The organism is Streptomyces sp. Tu 2975, from assembly GCF_009832925.1.
Taxonomy (GTDB): Bacteria; Actinomycetota; Actinomycetes; order Streptomycetales; family Streptomycetaceae; genus Streptomyces.
In genome coordinates this window covers 5,177,174-5,193,430 of sequence record NZ_CP047140.1, presented here as the reverse complement: position 1 = coordinate 5,193,430, position 16,257 = coordinate 5,177,174, and the positions used below count along the sequence as shown (strand labels likewise).

The following is a 16,257-nucleotide window of genomic DNA, read 5'->3' as shown; positions in this document are numbered from 1 at the left end:
GCCGCCGCCTACGTACACCGGCCGCGGTACACGACGCCGCCACGAGGCGGCCGGGATGCGGGGCGGGCGCCGCCCCGCATCCCGGCGTCTCATGAGTGCAGCAGATCCGGTCCGACCTCGCTGAGGCGGGCGGCGCCGGCCAGGGCCATGGCGGTGGAGAGCTGGCGGCGGTAGGAGTCCAGCAGCCCGCTCACTCCCTCAGCGCCGTCCACCGCGAGGGCCCAGAGCACCGGACGGCCCGTCAGAACGGCGCGTGCCCCGAGGGCCATGGCGACCAGGACGTCCGTACCGGTGCGGATGCCGCCGTCGACGAGGACGGGCACCCGGTCGCCGACGGCCCGCACCACCGAAGGCAGTACGTCGGCCGTCGCGGCCGCCCGGTCGAGCTGGCGGCCGCCGTGGTTGGAGACGATCACGCCGGCGGCACCCGCAGCCACGCAGACCTCGGCGTCGTCCGCCCGCATGACGCCCTTGACCAGCACCGGAAGACCGGACATCCGCTGGAGCTCGCTGATCGTTCCCGGGCCCACGGACGGGTCCTGCTCCCAGCCGGGCAGCCGCGTGCCCGCCCCCACAGACCTGCACAGCTCGTCGTCCCGCGGGAGCGGCAGCGGGGCCGTCGTCCGCGGCGGCACATAAGGGGCGTCGACGGTCAGCACGAGGGCGCGGGCGCCGGCCGCGGTGGCCCGTTCGACCTGACGGCGGGTCACGTCCCGGTCCCGCAGCCAGTAGACCTGGTACCACCAGGGACCGGCCGCGACGGCGACGTCCTCCGGGTGCCGGGTGGCCCGCGAGGAGAGCACCATCAGCGAACCGGCGGCGGCCACGCCCGCCGCCGTGGCCACCTCGCCCTCGTCGTGCGCCATCCGGTGGAAGGCGGTCGGAGCGGCCAGCACCGGCAGGGCCAGGCTGCTGCCGAGCAGCTCCAGACCGGTATCGACGCTGGACACGTCCCGCAGGACCCGGGGCAGCAGCCGCCGGGCGCGCCAGGCGTCGGTCGCCTCCGACGCGCTGATGTGCTCGTCGGCGCCGGCCGCGTAGAACTCGTAGGCCGCGCTGGGCAGTACGGCTCTCGCCCGCTGCTCCAGCCCCGGGGCGGCCGTCACCGGAGCGGTGGACGCGGTACCGCCGGCGGCCGGGGAGCCGGAGGCCACGGAGCCCGAGCCGGAGGAGCCGGAGCCCACGGAGCCGGCAGGGCCGGCCGTGTTCGCCGTCATGTCACACCCAGGAGTCCGGGCCGGCAGCGGCGCCGGACACCCTGACGACGAAGTCGAGCTCCGCCACGGCGGCGCGGGCGCGTGCCACCGCTTCGGCGGCGTCGGCTCCCCTGGCCCGGACGAAGGCGGCGCGGGACTCGGAGCTGTCCAGGTCCCCCACCTCGTCCCCGGGTGCGAGCAGCGCCTCCGCGGCCACGACGCCGGGCAGGGCAGCGGCCTTCTCGAGGCCGTTGACCTCGGTCAGTACGCCGCGCGCCTGCGGCACCGCGAACCAGATGGCCTCCGGCCGCCGGTCCACGTCCGGGTCAGCGAGTGTCTTGCGGATGTCCGCCAGCACCGGTTCGCCGAGCGTCTGGCGCACGATGCAGTCGATCAGGTCCACCCCGGTGACATCGTGGACGAGGTACGGGATCTCGTCACCGGCCGGCCGGACGTGCGTCTCGATGACACGCGGCCCGGCGTCGGTCAGCACGATCTCCGTGTGGGTGACGCCATGGTCGACACCGAGGGCGTCGAGCAGCCGCCGTACGTAGCCGTGGACAAGGCCGCACTGCTCCGGCGTCAGTGCGGCGGGCACCACATGGCCGAGCTCGACGAAGCCGACAGGGTCGGAGAACTTGCGGGTGACCGCGAGGATCTCGTGCTCGCCGTCCTCGGAGAACGCCTCGACGCTGAACTGCGGTCCCTCGTGGAAGCGTTCCACGAGCACGCCGGCGTCCGGGATCACCTCGAAGTCGCGTGCGGCACGGGCGAACGCGGCGTCCGCCTCTTCAGGGCTCCGCACCACCGACACACCGAAGCTTCCCGCGCCCTGGGCCGGCTTCACCACACAGGGCGTGCCGTGCTCGGCGATGAAGGCGCGCAACCGGGCAGGGTCCGCCACGCGGGCGACGGGCGTGTCGTCGACGCCGGTCTCCGTGAGCCTGCGGCGCATGGCGTGCTTGTCGTGCACCCAGGTGATGGTCTCGGGGGTGTGGCAGGGCAGGCGGAGGGCCTTCGCGACGGCCGCGGCCCGGTCCTGGTCCCGTTCGCCGAAGGTGCCGACGCGGGTGAAGGGCGTGCGGGCGTGGACGGCGGCCGCCGGCGCGATCCACTCCTCGTCGGGCGCGTCGCTGCGCACGGCGATCACCCGGTCGTGCTGCCCGGGGCGGCGGATCTTGGGGATCATGTCCATCCGGCACAGGATGGTGGTGGCGACGTCCGGCCCGCCGGCCTCGCGGATCAGGCCGGGGATCTCCCGGCCGCCGCCGACGATGAGCACGTGTTCGGTCATGTTTTCACCTCGGTGGGTGCGGGAGTGGAAGGGGCGGACGCGCCCCGGGCCTGCTCGGTGCGGGGTCCGCCGGTGGCCCGTACGCCGATCGCCGCCAGCGCGAAGACGACGGCGAGCAGCGCCCAGCCGGCGCTGCCGAGCGGCAGCATCACGGCGGTCATGAGCACCGGGCCGACGATGTGCTGCCCCGTCGTACCGAGGCTGAACGCGGCCAGATAGCGGGCGCGGGCCGGGGCCGGGGACATGTCGTACGACAGATTCCAGACCGCGACGGAATGCAGGTTCTCGCCGACGGTGAGCAGGACGACGGCGATCACGGCGAACGCCGCGGCGGGCCACAGCGAGACGTGCTCCGCGCCGGCGAACACGCCGCAGGACAGCAGCAGCGGTACCAGCGCGGCCCAGATGAGCTTCAGGGCGCGGGCCGTGGTGTCCGCGAACTTCGCGACGTACACCTGCAGCAGCACGGTCAGCACCGTGTTCACCGCGAGCAGCACGGAGACGGCGGACGCAGGCGCGGTGGTGGCGGTGGTCAGCCACAGCGGCAGCAGTACGAAGAGGACGGAGTCGTGCAGGGACAGCACTCCGTTGGAGACGGTGAACAGCATGAACCGCAGGTCCCTGAACGGACTGCGGACAGACGCCTGTTCAGGCACGGCGACCGGTCCGGACGGCTCCTTGTCCCCGGCCGCGGCCCGCCGGTCCTCGACGGCCGCCTGCCGCCGCAGCCGCTCCACGACGACCGCGATCACGAAGAAGGTGAGCGCGTTGCCGAGGAACAGCGCCACGAAGGCGGCCCGGTGCTGGACGGCGAGTACGGCGCCGGCCAGCAGGAAGCCGGCCGTCAGACCGATGTTGCGCACCGAGCGGATCGAGGCCATCGTGCGGGCCTGGTTCTCCCCACCCTCGATGATGCCCACCACCACCTGCTGGAGCGGTGAGCAGCCCCGGTCCAGCGCGGTCAGCACGCAGGTCAGTACCGCGTACGGCCAGAAGTCGCCGACCAGCGCGAAGCCCGCGTAGCCGACGCCTCTGGCCGCCAGCAGCATCACGTACACCTTGATCGGACCGATCCGGTCCGCGAGGCGGCCCAGCGGTACGGGGCTGAGCAGTCCGACGACGCTCGCCACGGACAGCACCACGCCGACCTGGACGGCGGGCAGGCCCACCACGGTGACGAAGTACAGCGTCGAGGCGGCGAGGAACATGCCGGAGCCGACCGAGTCGACGGCGGCGCCCGCCGCGAGCTTCCGGCCGCCAGGGGTTCTCGGCAAAATCGAGAGCAGGAGGCGGACGGCTCCCCCACCGCGCCGGGTGCCGGTCACGCCCCGCTCCCCTGCGCGACGGGCCCGTCCCGACGGATCCAGGCCACCAGCTCTGCGGTGCGCCGGACGTGGATCTCCGTGGCCGCCTCCGGCGGCGGCTGCCGCAGCCAGTTCCAGGTGTAGCGGCGGGCAGCGTTGACCAGGTAGGGCGCGTCCTCCGGCGGACACGTCCGGGCTCCCGTGAGGAGGGCGCAGGCCAGTTGGAGCCGGCCGACGCGGTCCACCAGTACCCAGCCGCCGGCGGCCGTGTGGGCGGGGTCGGCCCCGGCCCACTCGTCCCTGGTGGTGCCCAGACCGCGCAGCGCCCGGTCCGCGACGTCCCAGGCGGCGGCCGCCCGGCCTTCGGGGCGCGGTCCGAGCGACGAGCGGGTACGGGCGCACACCTCGTCGTAGCGGGCGGGGTCGGCGAGCGCGGTGACCAGCCGGGTGACGAGGGCGTGCGCGGCCCCGACGGGGAGCCCGTCCCGCACGCCCCCTGTCGAAGCACTGCCGGAGCGGGTCCGTACGACGTCCTCCCGCACCACCCAGCAGACGCAGTCGTGCATGACCTCACCGGTGTCGTCCACGCCCTCCGGGGCGGTCGCGCCGGCCGTGCCGAGCCATGCGCGGGCAGCTGCCAGATCGATCAGCCGGTCGCACACCTCCTCGGCCGACGACACGTCCTCGGGGCGGTCACCGGGTATCCGCGGCAGCCCGGCGGCGGCGCTCTCCAGCAGCGCCACCGCCGCCCGGGCCGCGTCGCTCTCCCGCCCGGTCATGCGGCCGTCGGCGGCGCTCACACCCGCTCCAGCCAGCTCGCGTACGTCGCGTCGCGGCCCCGGACGACCTGCTGGAACATCTCACGCAGTTGCTTGGTCACCGGCCCGACGCCGCCCGCGCCGAGCGGGCGTTCGTCCACGGAGGCCACCGGGACGATCTCCGCCGCGGTGCCGGTGAGGAACGCCTCGTCGCCGATGTACACCTCGCTGCGCGGGACGCTCCGCTCGGTGACCCGCATGCCGAGGTCGCGAGCGAAGGTGATCGCGGTGTCCCGCGTGATACCGGGCAGGATGCCGTCGCTGACCGGCGGAGTGACGAGCTCACCGTCGCGCACCAGGAACAGGTTCGCCGCCGACGCCTCCGCGATGTGGCCGGTGGCGGTCAGCATCAGCGCGTCGTCGTAGCCGGCCCGCTGTGCGCCCACCTTCGCGAGCGCACTGTTGACGTAGGCGCCTGTCGCCTTGGCGAGCGGGGGAACCGTCTGGTGCGAGTTCCGCTGCCAGTTGCTGACGATCAGCCGGCAGCCCTCGTTCTCCGCCTTGTCCCCGAGGTAGGAGCCCCACGGCCAGACGGCGATGGACATCCGGACCGCGTCGAGCTGCGGGGCCACGCCCATCTCGCCGTATCCGAGGTACGCGATGGGCCTGATGTAGCAGGAGTCCTGCCCGTTGACGCGCACGAGTTCACGGACGGCCTCGATCAGTTCCTCGTCGGACCAGGGCAGTTCCATCAGGTAGACGCGGGCGGAGGCGCGCAGCCGGGCGATGTGCTCCCGCAGCCTGAAGACGGCGGCGCCGGTGTCGGTCGCGTAGGCGCGGATGCCCTCGTAGACACCCCATCCGTAGTGCAGGCTCGGTGTGAGCACGTGCACCTGGGCGTCGTCCCAGGGGACCAGTTCGCCGTCCATCCAGATGAAGCGGGTCGGGGTCAGTGGCATGTCGGCTCAGTCTCCTTGTGACGTGGTGCTGTCGGTGCCGAGGCCGCGCAGCCGGCGGTGTTCGCCGGCGCTCTGCAGCCGGAGTGTCTCCTCGAGCACGCCGTGGCCCTCGCCGGTGAAGCGGAACCAGCCGTGGCGCGGTTCGAGGTCGCAGCCACGCAGCTTCTTGGCGTCGTAGGCGGCGAGGCCGTACCAGATGCTGCGCACTCCGTTGGCCAGCGACCAGCGGACGGTCTCGTGGTAGGTGAGGGCGAAGTAGACGCCCTTGGCCCGTTCGTCGAAGCCCGCGGTCCGGCCGAACAGGGCGTCGCCGGAGCGGAGGTAGAGGACGAAGCCGAGGGTCTCGCCGTCGCGTTCGGCGCTCAGGACCAGGGCGCTGTCGCCGACGGTGTCGCGGATGGCGTCGAAGTCCCGCTGGACCCGTTCACGGCCGCCGGGCAGCCCGTACTTGGCCCGCAGGGCGACCTGGAGGTCGACGACTTGACCGGTCAGGGCGTCGGCGCCGGTACGGATGACGGTGCGGAAGCCGGCGTCCTCGTACTCGGTCAGCTCGCGGTGGGTCCGTCTGCGTTTGCGGCTCGCCAGTCCGGCCAGGTACCCGTCCCAGTCCGCCGCGCCGAGCCGCAGCACGGACTCGGCGCCGAGCACGGCCGGGGTGTGTCCGAGCGCCCGCGCGGCCGGGCCGATGGGCCCGGCCTCTTCGTCGCCCAGGTAGAGCAGGGCGCTGCTGCGGCAGCCCAGGGTGCGGGCCGCGTCGTCGAGCAGCCTGGGCAGCTCGCCGAGTACCTCACGGCGCTCGGCCGCGGTGCGCCCTTCGGCGTGCACGATGCCGTGGTGGGAGCCGAAGACGGACAGGGCGACGGACGGATACTGGTCGCGGCGGGCGGCTGGCAGCGCCTCGGCGAGGTCGTCCCAGCGGGCCCGTTCGGCGTCCGTGAGCCGCTCGGTGTCGCCGAAGGCGCCCAGGGCGCCGACCATCTTGGGCGCGTCGTAGAACAGCAGTCCGCCGCCGTCGCGGGTGAGAAGCAGGGGCGCCAGGGCGACGAGTACGCCCGCGTCGTGGACGGCGAGGTAGTGGTTCTCGTGCAGGTCGGTGCGTTCGGTGAACCGCCACCAGCGGTCGTCCTCCCACACGACCGGCGGCCGGTCGAGCGCGGGCATGCCGGCCGCGGTGGGCCGGCCGGCCGGGTCGAGGACTTCGGCGGTCAGCCCGCTCACGACGCCTCCCCGGGCACGAGGTCCCAGCCGAAGGCGGCCTCCGCCTCGGCCTCCGTCTTGGCGACCAGGGCCAGCAGTTCGCCCGCCGTGGGGGCGGTCACCAGCCAGGTGGCGACGAAGTCGCCGGACTTGCGGGCCCGGTACCGTGCGCCGCCCCAGTCCTCGCCGGCCTCGGCGAGCACGGTGAAGTCCCGTGTGCCCGCCGGTGGTTCGAGCGGCACCCGGGTGATGCGGCCGTTCCTGGGTGGCAGTCCGAAGTTGGCGACGAGGGGTGCCCTGCGGGCGTGGTCGCGGACGGTGTCCAGGTCGACCGGCAGACCGCATTCGATCCGCGCCCACAGCCGGCGGGGGTCGAGGCCGAGCACCGCCTCCAGCATGGCGGGGATCGGCGTGCCGCCGACCCTGCCCGCGACCTCGCAGAGCACGATCTCGTCCGCGTCGGTCACGAAGAACTCGGCGTGCACGAAAAGGGAGGGCGCCGCGGGCAGGGCGCCGACGAGCCGCCACGTCTCCGCGACGAGCCGGTCGTACAGCGGGTCGTCGGACGGCAGGGTCCAGCTTCCGTTGCCGGAGTCGGTCCAGTGCGACAGGCAGCCGCCGTCGGTGTAGACGGACGGGACGGACACCACCGGCTCACCGCCCACGTGCAGGGCGTCGACGTGGCAGAACCGGCCCGCCACGTACTCCTCCACCTCCATGCCGCCGGAGGCGATCCCCGCGGCCACGTCGCCGGGGACGTCCCACGGGGTGCCGACGACGCTCACACCGGTGGAGCCGGAGCCGCCGCGCGGCTTGACCACGGCGGGCCCGGGGTGGACGGCCATGAAGGCCTCGACGTCGGCCAGGGAGGTGACGGGCGCGAACGCCGGCACCCGGAGCCCGCCGGCCGCGGCGAGCTCCTTCATGCGGACCTTGTCCCGGTAGGCGTGGGCGCTCGCCGGCCGCTGGCCCGGCAGACCGAGCTCCTCACGCAGCCGCGCGGCCCGCTCCACGTCGACCTCGGCGAGGGCGAGCACCCGGGTGACGTCGTGCTCCGCGCACAGCAGGCGCGCCGCCTCGTGCACCGAGGCGTCGTCGAAGTAGTCGGGGACGGTTCGGACGTCGCGGAACCCCGGCCCGGGATCGGTCCCGTGCGCGGTGACCGCGAGCAGCCGGCCCGCCTCCTCGCCGAGCCATTCGGCGAAGGGAAGTCCGGCGTTGCGGGGGCTGATCAGGATCAGGATCACGCGCCGGCCCCTATGCCGTGGCGGGCGGCGAGCTCCGCGAACGCGCGCGCCGTGTGCGGGTCCAGCGGTATGCCGTGGACGGCCCGCTCCCGCGCGGTGCGCTGCTGCGGATCTCCGGGCACCTGGACCGGCAGCGTCGCCTCCGCTCCCGGCTCGGCCTGCCGGGTGGTGTCCACGAGGTCGGCGAATCCGGCGGCGAAGCTCTCGGCGCCGGCGAACGCGGCCGGGTCGAGGCAGATGAGGAAGTGGCCGATCCCGCGGCTGCGGCCGGGTTCGGCCTCGCCTATGTGTTCCAGGTGCCAGTCCGCGGGCGAACCGGTGAGCACGGCGCCGAGGAGAGTGGCGACCATGGCCAGGCCCTGTCCTTTGTAGCCGCCGAGCGGTGACAGCGCGTGCGCCTCACCGGGATCGGTGGCCGGACGCCCGGCCGCGTCGGTGGCCCAGCCCGGGTCGAGAGGTTCCCCGTGCTTACGGCGTTCCTTGATCTCGCCGAAGCAGACCTGACTGGTGGCCATGTCGAGGGCGAACTCGTCGCCGTCGCAGGCGGCCGCGAAGCTCAGCGGGTTGGTCCCGTACAGCGGCCGGGTGCCGGAGAAGGGGGCGACCCGGGAGGCGGCCGAGGTGGTGACGATGCCGACCAGGCCCTCGGCCGCGAGGTGGCGGCTGTAGACGGAGGCGGCGCCGAAGTGGTTGGAGTTGCGAACGCCCACCGCCGCCACGCCGTGGCGGCGGGCCCGCTCCGCGGCGATCCGTGCCGCGGCCAGGCCGGCGACGACACCGAGGGCGCCGTCGGCGTCGAGCATCACGGCCGCACCGGTGTCCCGTACGACGGTGATGTCCGGCCGCGCCACGGCGATGCGCTGTTCGAGCTCCGTCAGATACTGCGGGAGCAGCCGCAGACCGTGGGTGTCGATGCCGCGCAGCGACGTGTCCGTCAGCGCGGCGGCGACATCGCGGGCGTCGCCGTCCGGCACACCCGCCTCGCGAAGGGCGGCCACGGCGACGGCTGTCGCGGTGGCGGCCGTGAGGCGTCCGTCCTGGCCCGCGCCGGAGGTCTTGCTCACGCGTTCATGCACGCTGGTCATGGGTGTCCGCCTTCCATATGAGGAGGGTGTCGGTGCCGTGACCGCCGGCCGCGGCGGCCGATGCCGTGAATCCGGCGGCGAGCGCGGCTGCGGTCCACGGGCCGGCGACCCGTGTCCACACGGTGTCCGCGCCGGCGGCGACGGCGCGGGTCAGGGCGGTGCGCAGCAGTCCGACGAGTTCGCCGACGGGCACGTCGCCGGCCGGGCCGCCGGTTCCGTCCGCCAGGGACGGTTCCGCGAGTTGCCGGACGTGGTCGCCGGGCTCGTCGCCGGGCAGCGGGCGGCGGCGCACCCGGACGGATGCCGTCGGCTTCCCGTCCCGGTGGACCGCGAGCTCCTCGTTGTCCCAGACGCACCGGTGGGCAGTGGTGGGCCGCACGGTGAACGCGGGACCGGTGAAGTCGGGGACGAATCCGGTGCCCGGGGTGTCCGGCAGGGTGATGCGGCCGCGGTCGTCGAGCAGCACGCCGGTGCCGGTGTCCACCGCGAGCAGGGCGATGGAGTCGGCGTCGAGATGGTCGACATGGGGGCCGAGGTGGACCGTCGCGGAGACGCCGGCGCTGGATTCCGGCATGCAGCCGAGCATCGTGCCCAGTCCCGCGGCCCGTGCCCGGCGCAGCATCCGCAGCGCCGGGGTGATGCCGCCGGCCTTCATCAGTTTGAGGTTGACGCCGTGGAACGCGGTCGCGCAGGCGTCGAGGTCGTCCGGCCCGGTGATGCTCTCGTCGGCGAACACCGGGATCGGGGAGGCCTCTTTGAGTGCCCGGGCGTCGTCCCACCGCTCCCTCGGGAACGGCTGCTCGAGGAGTTCGACCCCCAGGGCGGCCATCGCGTCGAGGGCGGCGAGCGTGTCCGGGAGCTTCCAGCCGCAGTTCCCGTCCACGTAGAAGGGCGCGTCGGTGTGCTCCCGCAGTGCCTCGAGGATATGCAGGTCGCCCGGTCCGGCCAGCTTGACCTTGTACGCGGGCCAGCCCGGCCGTTCCAGCAGCTTGCGCACCATCACGGCGGGCTCGTCGAGGCCGATGCTGTAGCTGGAGTGCAGCGCTCCGGGTGTCCGGGCCCCGAGGTGCCGCCACAGCGGCACGCCCGCCAGCCGGGCCGCCAGGTCGTGCGCGGCGACGTCCAGCGCGGCCAGCGTGAAGGGCGAGCCGGAGAGCAGCGGGGCCAGTACCGACCAGCTGTGCCCGGGGTCGTCGGCCGGGAGGTCGCGCAGGGTGCCGGCGACCCGGCGCAGGTCGGCGTGCATGGCGTCGAGGCCGGAGTTGTAGCGGTCGGTCATGAAGGCCGAGGCCTCGCCGAAGCCGGAGCGACCGGCCGCCGACAGCTCGACCAGCAGGCCCGGTTGCACGGGGATCGCCTCACGCGCGCTGCGCCAGACGTCGTGGTCGGTCAGCCTGATCTCGTGGACGTGGAGCCTCATGCCGCAAGCTCCGGGAACGGCGGGAAGGAGGCCCCGGAGGCAGAGAGCGGCTTGAGTTCGTCGTACCACTGGGCGTGCTCGTCGTAGGCGGCGAAGAAGGGGCGGCCGACCCATTCGGGGCGGCGGGCCTGCAGGAAGCTGAGAACGAAGGCCTTCTCCCCGCCGACCTCCGCGGTCCCGTGGATCATCACCTTGCCCGGCCCTGCGGACATGACGGGGCCCCGAGCGGTGCGGGCCAGCCCGGAGACGCCCCGGACGGCCTCGTTGTAGATCTCCAGGGCACGTACGAGCGGCAGCCCGAAGTAGTTGCGCGCTCCGGTGTCCCGCTCGACGAACATGTAGTAGGGCGTGATGCCCAGTTCCACCTGGGTCTGCCACATGCGGGACCAGGCGGACGCGTCGTCGTTGACGTGCGCCACGAGCGGGGCCTGGGCGCGGATCACGGCGCCGGTGGCGTGGATCCGGGCGATCGCCGTGCGTACCTGCTCGGTCTCCAGCTCCCGGGGATGCGAGAAGTGGGCCATGACGGCCACATGCCGGCCCGCGGCGACGGCGCTCTCGAAGAGCCGCATCAGGTCGTCGGCGTCCGGGCCGGTGGTGAACCGGGCCGGCCAGTAGGCCAGCGCCTTGGTGCCGAACCGCAGGGTGCGCACGGAGGGCGTCTCCTTTAGCAGCGGTTCGGCCCATCGGCGCAGCACCTCGGTCCGCATGATCATCGGATCGCCGCCGGTGAACAGCACGTCGGTGACCTCGGGATGACCCACGAGGTACCCGGTGAGGTCCGCTGGGTCGCGCAGCGCCTGCCGCAGTTCGGCCCGGCTCACGAACTGGGCCCAGCGGAAGCAGTAGCCGCAGTACGAGTGGCAGGTCTGCCCCTGGGAGGGGAAGACCAGCACGGTCTCCGCGTACTTGTGCTGGAGTCCGTCGAGCCTGCGGCCGTCCAGCGTGGGGACGTTGGCCTCCAGCTGGTCGCCCGGGTGCGGGTTGAGCTCCAGCTGGGCGGCGGCCGCGGCGCGGCGGAGCTCGTCGCGCGGGGCACCGGCGTCGAGCAGTGCGGCCATCCGGTCGAAGACGTCCGCCGGGAGCATGTCGCGGTGCGGGAAGGTGAGCCGGAAGATCGGGTCGTCCGGCGCGGCCGACCAGTCGATGAGCTCGTCGGCCACGTACTCGTTGACCTTGAAGGGCAGGACGCTGCCGACCACACGCAGGTCCCGTATGTACTCGCCGGGCATGCCGCGGTCCTGCGCAAGCTGAGCGAGCCGCTCGTTCGCGTAGTGTTTCACCGGGAGTTCTCGTTTCCGTCAGCGGCCGACATGGGACTTGGACCAGTCGAACTCGACCAGTTCCTGGACGCCCATCCGCTCGATCAGCGTGTGCAGTCCCGTGTAGTCGCGGACGAGGCGCTTGCGGCTCGTCTCGGCCTGGCAGTCGGCCAGCATCTCGTGGCCGCCTTCGACCCCGGCCAGGTCCATGATCCGGTGCCAGGTGGTGTAGTCGGTGGCGACGAACGCCTCCAGGCCTTCGAAGAGCATGTCGCGGAAGTACCGCTGCCCGGGCTCGTCGAGCTTGTCGTGCACCTGCTCGGCGAGGACGGCGGAGATGGAGGCGTGGCAGTACTCGTCACGGTTGTGCAGCTTGGCGGTGCTGCTGTTGACCGGCTGGATGTCCGGGTCGTCGGCGAGCAGGTCGAGGTAGGCGTTGATGGAGATCTCCGACACGGTCGCGAAGGCGAGCGTGGTCAGGGACTTCCGCCACCGCTCGGTCGCGGTGTCGCGCAGCCGCAGATGCTCGCGTGCGGTGTGCGACATGGGCAGTTCATTGTCGGGCATGGCCCGGCCGCGGCGGCGCCGGGTGACGGCGCTGGCGTTGAGGTGCATCAGCGTGTGGTACTGCTCGTCGACCATCGCCTGGGCCAGCGAGATGGTGAGCGCCTCGTCCTGGAGCATGGGGTACTCGCCCTCCATGACCAGGGCGAATGCCGGGTTGGCCACCTTCTGCTCGGCCATGATCGTGTGGCGGTTGTACGCGATCCAGGCCCAGCTGAGCAGTTCGGACCGCTTGTCGGGGTCGAGCGCCCGGTAGGTGGGGTGGTCATGGAAGGGCAGGATGCCCTCCGGGTAGTCCGGCCGGTCGAGTTCGAACAGCTCGTCCAGGTCCGGCTCGTCGCGCTTCACGGTGGCCCGGCGGTGCCAGTTGCCGACCAAGCGGCGGATGACGGCACTTTCGACCTGGTCGTCGGGGTTGTGCCGGGGCACGCCTTCGGGCAGGCCCTTGAGCTCCTCCGGCAGTCCGGTGGGGAACTCCTCGGACTCGAGAACGGCGTTCTGAGCGTTGGTCATTGTCCAGCCTCACGAGAGATCGGTGGTCCTGGGCGCGGCGCGGCCCGCGCGCACGGGTGTCTCGCGGCACGGGTTTCACGGCGTGGGTGTTCCGGCACGAGTGACGGCGTCGTAGCCGGTCGCCCGCGCACCGGGAGCGTGGCGGGGCGGGCAGGGTGGCACCCGCCCCGTTCCTTCACGGGTAGCGGTGGCCTCGGTCAGTTGGGGGCGGCGACCCAGTAGCGGGTGAGGTGGCGCCGGGCGTCACGGTAGGCGGAGCGGGCGTGCACCATGCGCTGGTTGTCCCAGACGAGGACCGAGTTCTCGGGAATGAGCACGGAGATCTTGTTCTCGCGGAAGAACGCCTCTGCCTGCTCGGCGAGGTGGATGCCGAAGCTGCCCAGCGGCAGTTCCGCGGGGTCGACGGAAGCGTCGACGGGCGGGTCGTACTGTCCGGTGGTGAGCAGGTTGTAGCTGAAGCGGAGAGTCTCGCGGCCGTTGACGCGCTCGACGACCGGGCGCCGTACGCCTTCGGTGCCGACGCCGCCGGTGTTGTGGCCGACCCACTCGATGTCGCGCTCGTAGAGGGCGGCCCGGTCGGCCTCGCCGAGCATGGCCACGAAGCGGCGCATGTCGGCGAGTTCGGTGTGGCCGCTGCCGCAGGTCGCCTGGACCCGGCAGTGCAGCGCGAGACAGGTGGGCGGCGGATTCCAGCCGGGCGCCTCCGTGTGGACCAGAATCGTATTGACGCTCTTGGAGTAGCGCCGCTCCTCGAAGCCCGGCGCCGCCTTGACCTGGTAGCGCAGCGAGCCGTCGTACTGCGGGACCAGCTCACCGAAGGCGCGCAGGGCCTGGGCAGCCTGCTCGTCCGTCTCGATCCCCCGAGCAGTGTGTGCCCTTGCTCCGCAAGTTCCCGCACGTGAACATCCAACGCTGTGGACATGTCGAACTCCCCCTAGACATCGACAGATACGAACAGCCCAGCATCGAAGTGTGATGGCAGCGGTCCGTACCCGGACGATCTTCAAGGAGCACGACAGGCGCCGCAATGTCTCAGAATGTGAGATGGATCACTATGGGCGGCTGCGTCGCACCGATAGCGGACTGCTCACAGATAAGGGGCAGTTACTGCAGATGGGGGCACACGCAGCAGATCGGCCGAGCCTGAATGCGGCGCCCACCCCCAGGGAGCGCCCGCCGGCTCCGGCGCCACCCCGAGGAGCACCTCCAGAGCGGTCGGCCGCTGCCGTCGGAACCCTCGTGACGGCCGGCGCGGCCACCGGCGCCCACACCGGCCCCCCATGTGAGCGGATGCAAAGTCTTGCGAACACCTCCGGGCGGAGGCGGCGAAGCGCCGGCTCGCCGCGATACCGGGAACGGGCAAACCGGCACGATCGGGCCACCCGGCTGGATCTTCACCCTGCGACCACCGGACGCACACAGCCCACGAAAGGCCCGTTGACTGACGCCAACAACCCTTGCTCCAGGTCGAGTTGACGACCTGCCGCCATTGCCTCGCGCCCCCCGCCCGAACCGCTGTGGCGTAGGTCACACTTCCGGCCCCTGGTCGGCGCGACCGCCCCACCTGTCACCATGCACGCCCGTACTTACTTGTCCGTAACTACTGGTCAAAGAAAGGTCAGGTGCACGAGATGAGAGCCGCTGCCCGTCGCGCCGGGGTGCTGATATCAGCCGCCGCCGCCGCGACCGGTCTCCAGTTCGCCGTATCCCCCACCGCGCACAGCGCGTCCATCGGCGATCTTCGTCTCGCTCCCACTGCAACTGCCGTCGACAACAGCTGGATCGTCGTCCTCAAGGACGGCACGACCCGCGCCGCCGACCTCGGCGTCGCACCGAAGCACACCTACCGCAACGTCCTCTCGGGCTTCTCCGCCGCGATGTCCGCCTCGAAGGCCAAGGCGCTCGCGGCCGATCCACGGGTCGCCTACGTCGAGCAGAACTCCACCGTCCGGCTGAACGACACCCAGTCGAACGCCACGTGGGGCATCGACCGGGTCGACCAGCGAAACCTGCCGCTGTCCAAGACGTACACCTACACCACCTCGGCGTCGAACGTGAACGCCTACATCATCGACACCGGCATCCGCACCTCCCACAGCGAGTTCGGCGGGCGCGCGAGCGTCGGCACGGACACGGTGGGCGGCGGCCAGAACGGCCAGGACTGTCAGGGACACGGCACCCACGTCGCCGGCACGGTCGGCGGCAAGAACTACGGGGTCGCCAAGAGCGTCAACCTCATCGCCGTACGCGTCCTCGACTGCCAGGGCTCCGGCACCACCGCCGGCGTCATCGCCGGCATCGACTGGGTGACCGCCAACGCCAAGAAGCCCGCCGTGGCCAACATGAGCCTCGGCGGCAGCGCGAGCGCGTCGCTGGACGACGCGGTGAAGAAGTCGATCGCCTCGGGCGTCAGCTACTCGATCGCGGCGGGCAACGGCCTGCCGATCCTGGGCATCCCGGCGAACGCGTGCAACTACTCGCCCGCCCGCGTCCCCGAGGCGATCACGGTCGGCGCGACGGACAGCTCCGACCGCAGGGCATCGTTCTCCAACTACGGAACCTGCCTCGACCTGTTCGCGCCCGGCGTGGACATCACCTCGGCCTGGAAGGACAGCGACACCGCCACCAGCACCATCTCGGGCACGTCGATGGCGACCCCGCACACCGCGGGCGTGGCCGCTCTCTACCTCTCGGCACACCCGACGGCCACCCCGGCGCAGGTCCGGGACGCCCTGGTGAACAACGCGACGACGGGCAAGGTCCAGAGCCCGCTGACCGGTTCCCCGAACAAGCTGCTCCACTCCCTGTTCTAACCCGCAGAGGGCACCAGATGCCCGAGGAGCCCCGTGTCCGCCGGATACGGCCGCTCCTCGGGCAGCAGCCGTGCCGCCCCTTCCCGGTCCCCCTTGCGCACGAGCCGATGCGCCTCGCGCGCGAGCGGGGTCACGTCGGTGATACCCGCCGTCCACTCGTCCGCGTAACGGCCGGCCGCCTCGCCGCCGAGTCCGAGCTGCAACGACCGATGGGGCAGGGGGTTCAGCCCGAGGTCCCGCTCCGGGTCCCACTGCACCCGCGCGGGCGCCCGCCGCAGCTCGCGCTTCCACGCCGCCTGGCTCTCGTGCACGCCGGCCTGGTAGTGCGACAGACAGGCGTTGCGCAGCGCCCATTCGAAGCCGTCCCGCCGGATCTCCACGGCGAGCACGGTCTCCTGATCGGCCTTGGTCGCCCAGCCGCAGCGGTACATCATCCACAGGAACGACGGCTTGATCCACGTCATCCGCTCCCGCTTCCACGCCGCCGGGAACCGCCCGTCGCGGGCGGCGGGCACGCCGATGGCGGGGTGGTACGCCTGGTAGACGGTGACGGTGTCGTCGGTGTACCGGGCGCGAACGCGGTAGCGGGGTTCTTCGGTCATGGCGCACAGCGTGCGCACAAACCCTGTGGTCGGGCCAGCGGAT

The 16,257-nt window shown here is 72.4% G+C and carries 14 protein-coding genes; 1 reads left to right on the top strand and 13 read right to left on the bottom strand.

Features of this window, described 5'->3' with window-relative positions; genetic code table 11:
• Window positions 1-89: 89 nt before the first annotated feature.
• The 12 genes from GLX30_RS23075 to GLX30_RS23020 form a co-directional block, all read right to left on the bottom strand.
• A complete protein-coding gene (locus GLX30_RS23075; protein WP_159691944.1) occupies window positions 90-1,217 on the bottom strand; it encodes an alpha-hydroxy acid oxidase in 1,128 nt (375 codons plus the stop codon).
• A 1-nt stretch (window position 1,218) separates the two neighbouring features.
• A complete protein-coding gene (locus GLX30_RS23070; RefSeq protein WP_159691942.1) occupies window positions 1,219-2,490 on the bottom strand; it encodes an ATP-grasp domain-containing protein in 1,272 nt (423 codons plus the stop codon).
• Window positions 2,487-3,815, bottom strand: coding sequence for an MFS transporter (locus GLX30_RS23065; protein ID WP_159691941.1), 1,329 nt, complete (start codon window positions 3,813-3,815; stop codon window positions 2,487-2,489). The genes GLX30_RS23070 and GLX30_RS23065 overlap by 4 nt, the downstream gene beginning before the upstream one ends.
• Window positions 3,812-4,594 carry a hypothetical protein gene (locus GLX30_RS23060; protein ID WP_159691939.1) on the bottom strand — a complete coding sequence of 261 codons (783 nt, stop codon included), beginning with the start codon at window positions 4,592-4,594 and terminating at the stop codon, window positions 3,812-3,814. The genes GLX30_RS23065 and GLX30_RS23060 overlap by 4 nt, the downstream gene beginning before the upstream one ends.
• The gene (locus tag GLX30_RS23055; protein ID WP_159691937.1) at window positions 4,591-5,511 is read right to left on the bottom strand and encodes a branched-chain amino acid transaminase; all 921 of its coding nucleotides are present in this window, start codon (window positions 5,509-5,511) and stop codon (window positions 4,591-4,593) included. Before GLX30_RS23055 ends, GLX30_RS23060 begins: the two co-directional genes overlap by 4 nt.
• 6 nt (window positions 5,512-5,517) lie before the next feature.
• On the bottom strand, window positions 5,518-6,729 hold the full coding sequence (locus GLX30_RS23050) for a GNAT family N-acetyltransferase (RefSeq protein WP_159691935.1): 1,212 nt from the start codon (window positions 6,727-6,729) through the stop codon (window positions 5,518-5,520).
• On the bottom strand, window positions 6,726-7,955 hold the full coding sequence (locus GLX30_RS23045; RefSeq protein ID WP_159691933.1) for a carboxylate--amine ligase: 1,230 nt from the start codon (window positions 7,953-7,955) through the stop codon (window positions 6,726-6,728). The genes GLX30_RS23050 and GLX30_RS23045 overlap by 4 nt, the downstream gene beginning before the upstream one ends.
• The gene (locus GLX30_RS23040; RefSeq protein ID WP_159691931.1) at window positions 7,952-9,040 is read right to left on the bottom strand and encodes an Ldh family oxidoreductase; all 1,089 of its coding nucleotides are present in this window, start codon (window positions 9,038-9,040) and stop codon (window positions 7,952-7,954) included. The genes GLX30_RS23045 and GLX30_RS23040 overlap by 4 nt, the downstream gene beginning before the upstream one ends.
• Window positions 9,024-10,460, bottom strand: coding sequence for a dipeptide epimerase (locus tag GLX30_RS23035; RefSeq protein WP_159691929.1), 1,437 nt, complete (start codon window positions 10,458-10,460; stop codon window positions 9,024-9,026). Before GLX30_RS23035 ends, GLX30_RS23040 begins: the two co-directional genes overlap by 17 nt.
• Window positions 10,457-11,743, bottom strand: a complete 1,287-nt coding sequence (locus tag GLX30_RS23030) for a lysine 2,3-aminomutase (RefSeq protein WP_208545465.1) — start codon at window positions 11,741-11,743, stop codon at window positions 10,457-10,459. The genes GLX30_RS23035 and GLX30_RS23030 overlap by 4 nt, the downstream gene beginning before the upstream one ends.
• An 18-nt stretch (window positions 11,744-11,761) precedes the next feature.
• Window positions 11,762-12,799: a diiron oxygenase gene (locus GLX30_RS23025; protein ID WP_159691927.1), complete on the bottom strand. Its 1,038-nt coding sequence runs from the start codon at window positions 12,797-12,799 to the stop codon at window positions 11,762-11,764.
• A 197-nt stretch (window positions 12,800-12,996) separates the two neighbouring features.
• Complete coding sequence (locus GLX30_RS23020; RefSeq protein ID WP_159691925.1) at window positions 12,997-13,827, bottom strand: TauD/TfdA family dioxygenase; 831 nt, start codon at window positions 13,825-13,827, stop codon at window positions 12,997-12,999.
• Window positions 13,828-14,430: 603 nt separating this feature from the next.
• Here GLX30_RS23020 and GLX30_RS23015 point away from each other — a divergent pair.
• Complete coding sequence (locus GLX30_RS23015; RefSeq protein ID WP_159695190.1) at window positions 14,431-15,612, top strand: S8 family peptidase; 1,182 nt, start codon at window positions 14,431-14,433, stop codon at window positions 15,610-15,612.
• Here GLX30_RS23015 and GLX30_RS23010 read toward each other — a convergent pair.
• On the bottom strand, window positions 15,609-16,214 hold the full coding sequence (locus GLX30_RS23010; protein WP_159691923.1) for a DUF4291 domain-containing protein: 606 nt from the start codon (window positions 16,212-16,214) through the stop codon (window positions 15,609-15,611). The genes GLX30_RS23015 and GLX30_RS23010 overlap by 4 nt on opposite strands.
• Between the last annotated feature and the right edge of the window lie 43 nt (window positions 16,215-16,257).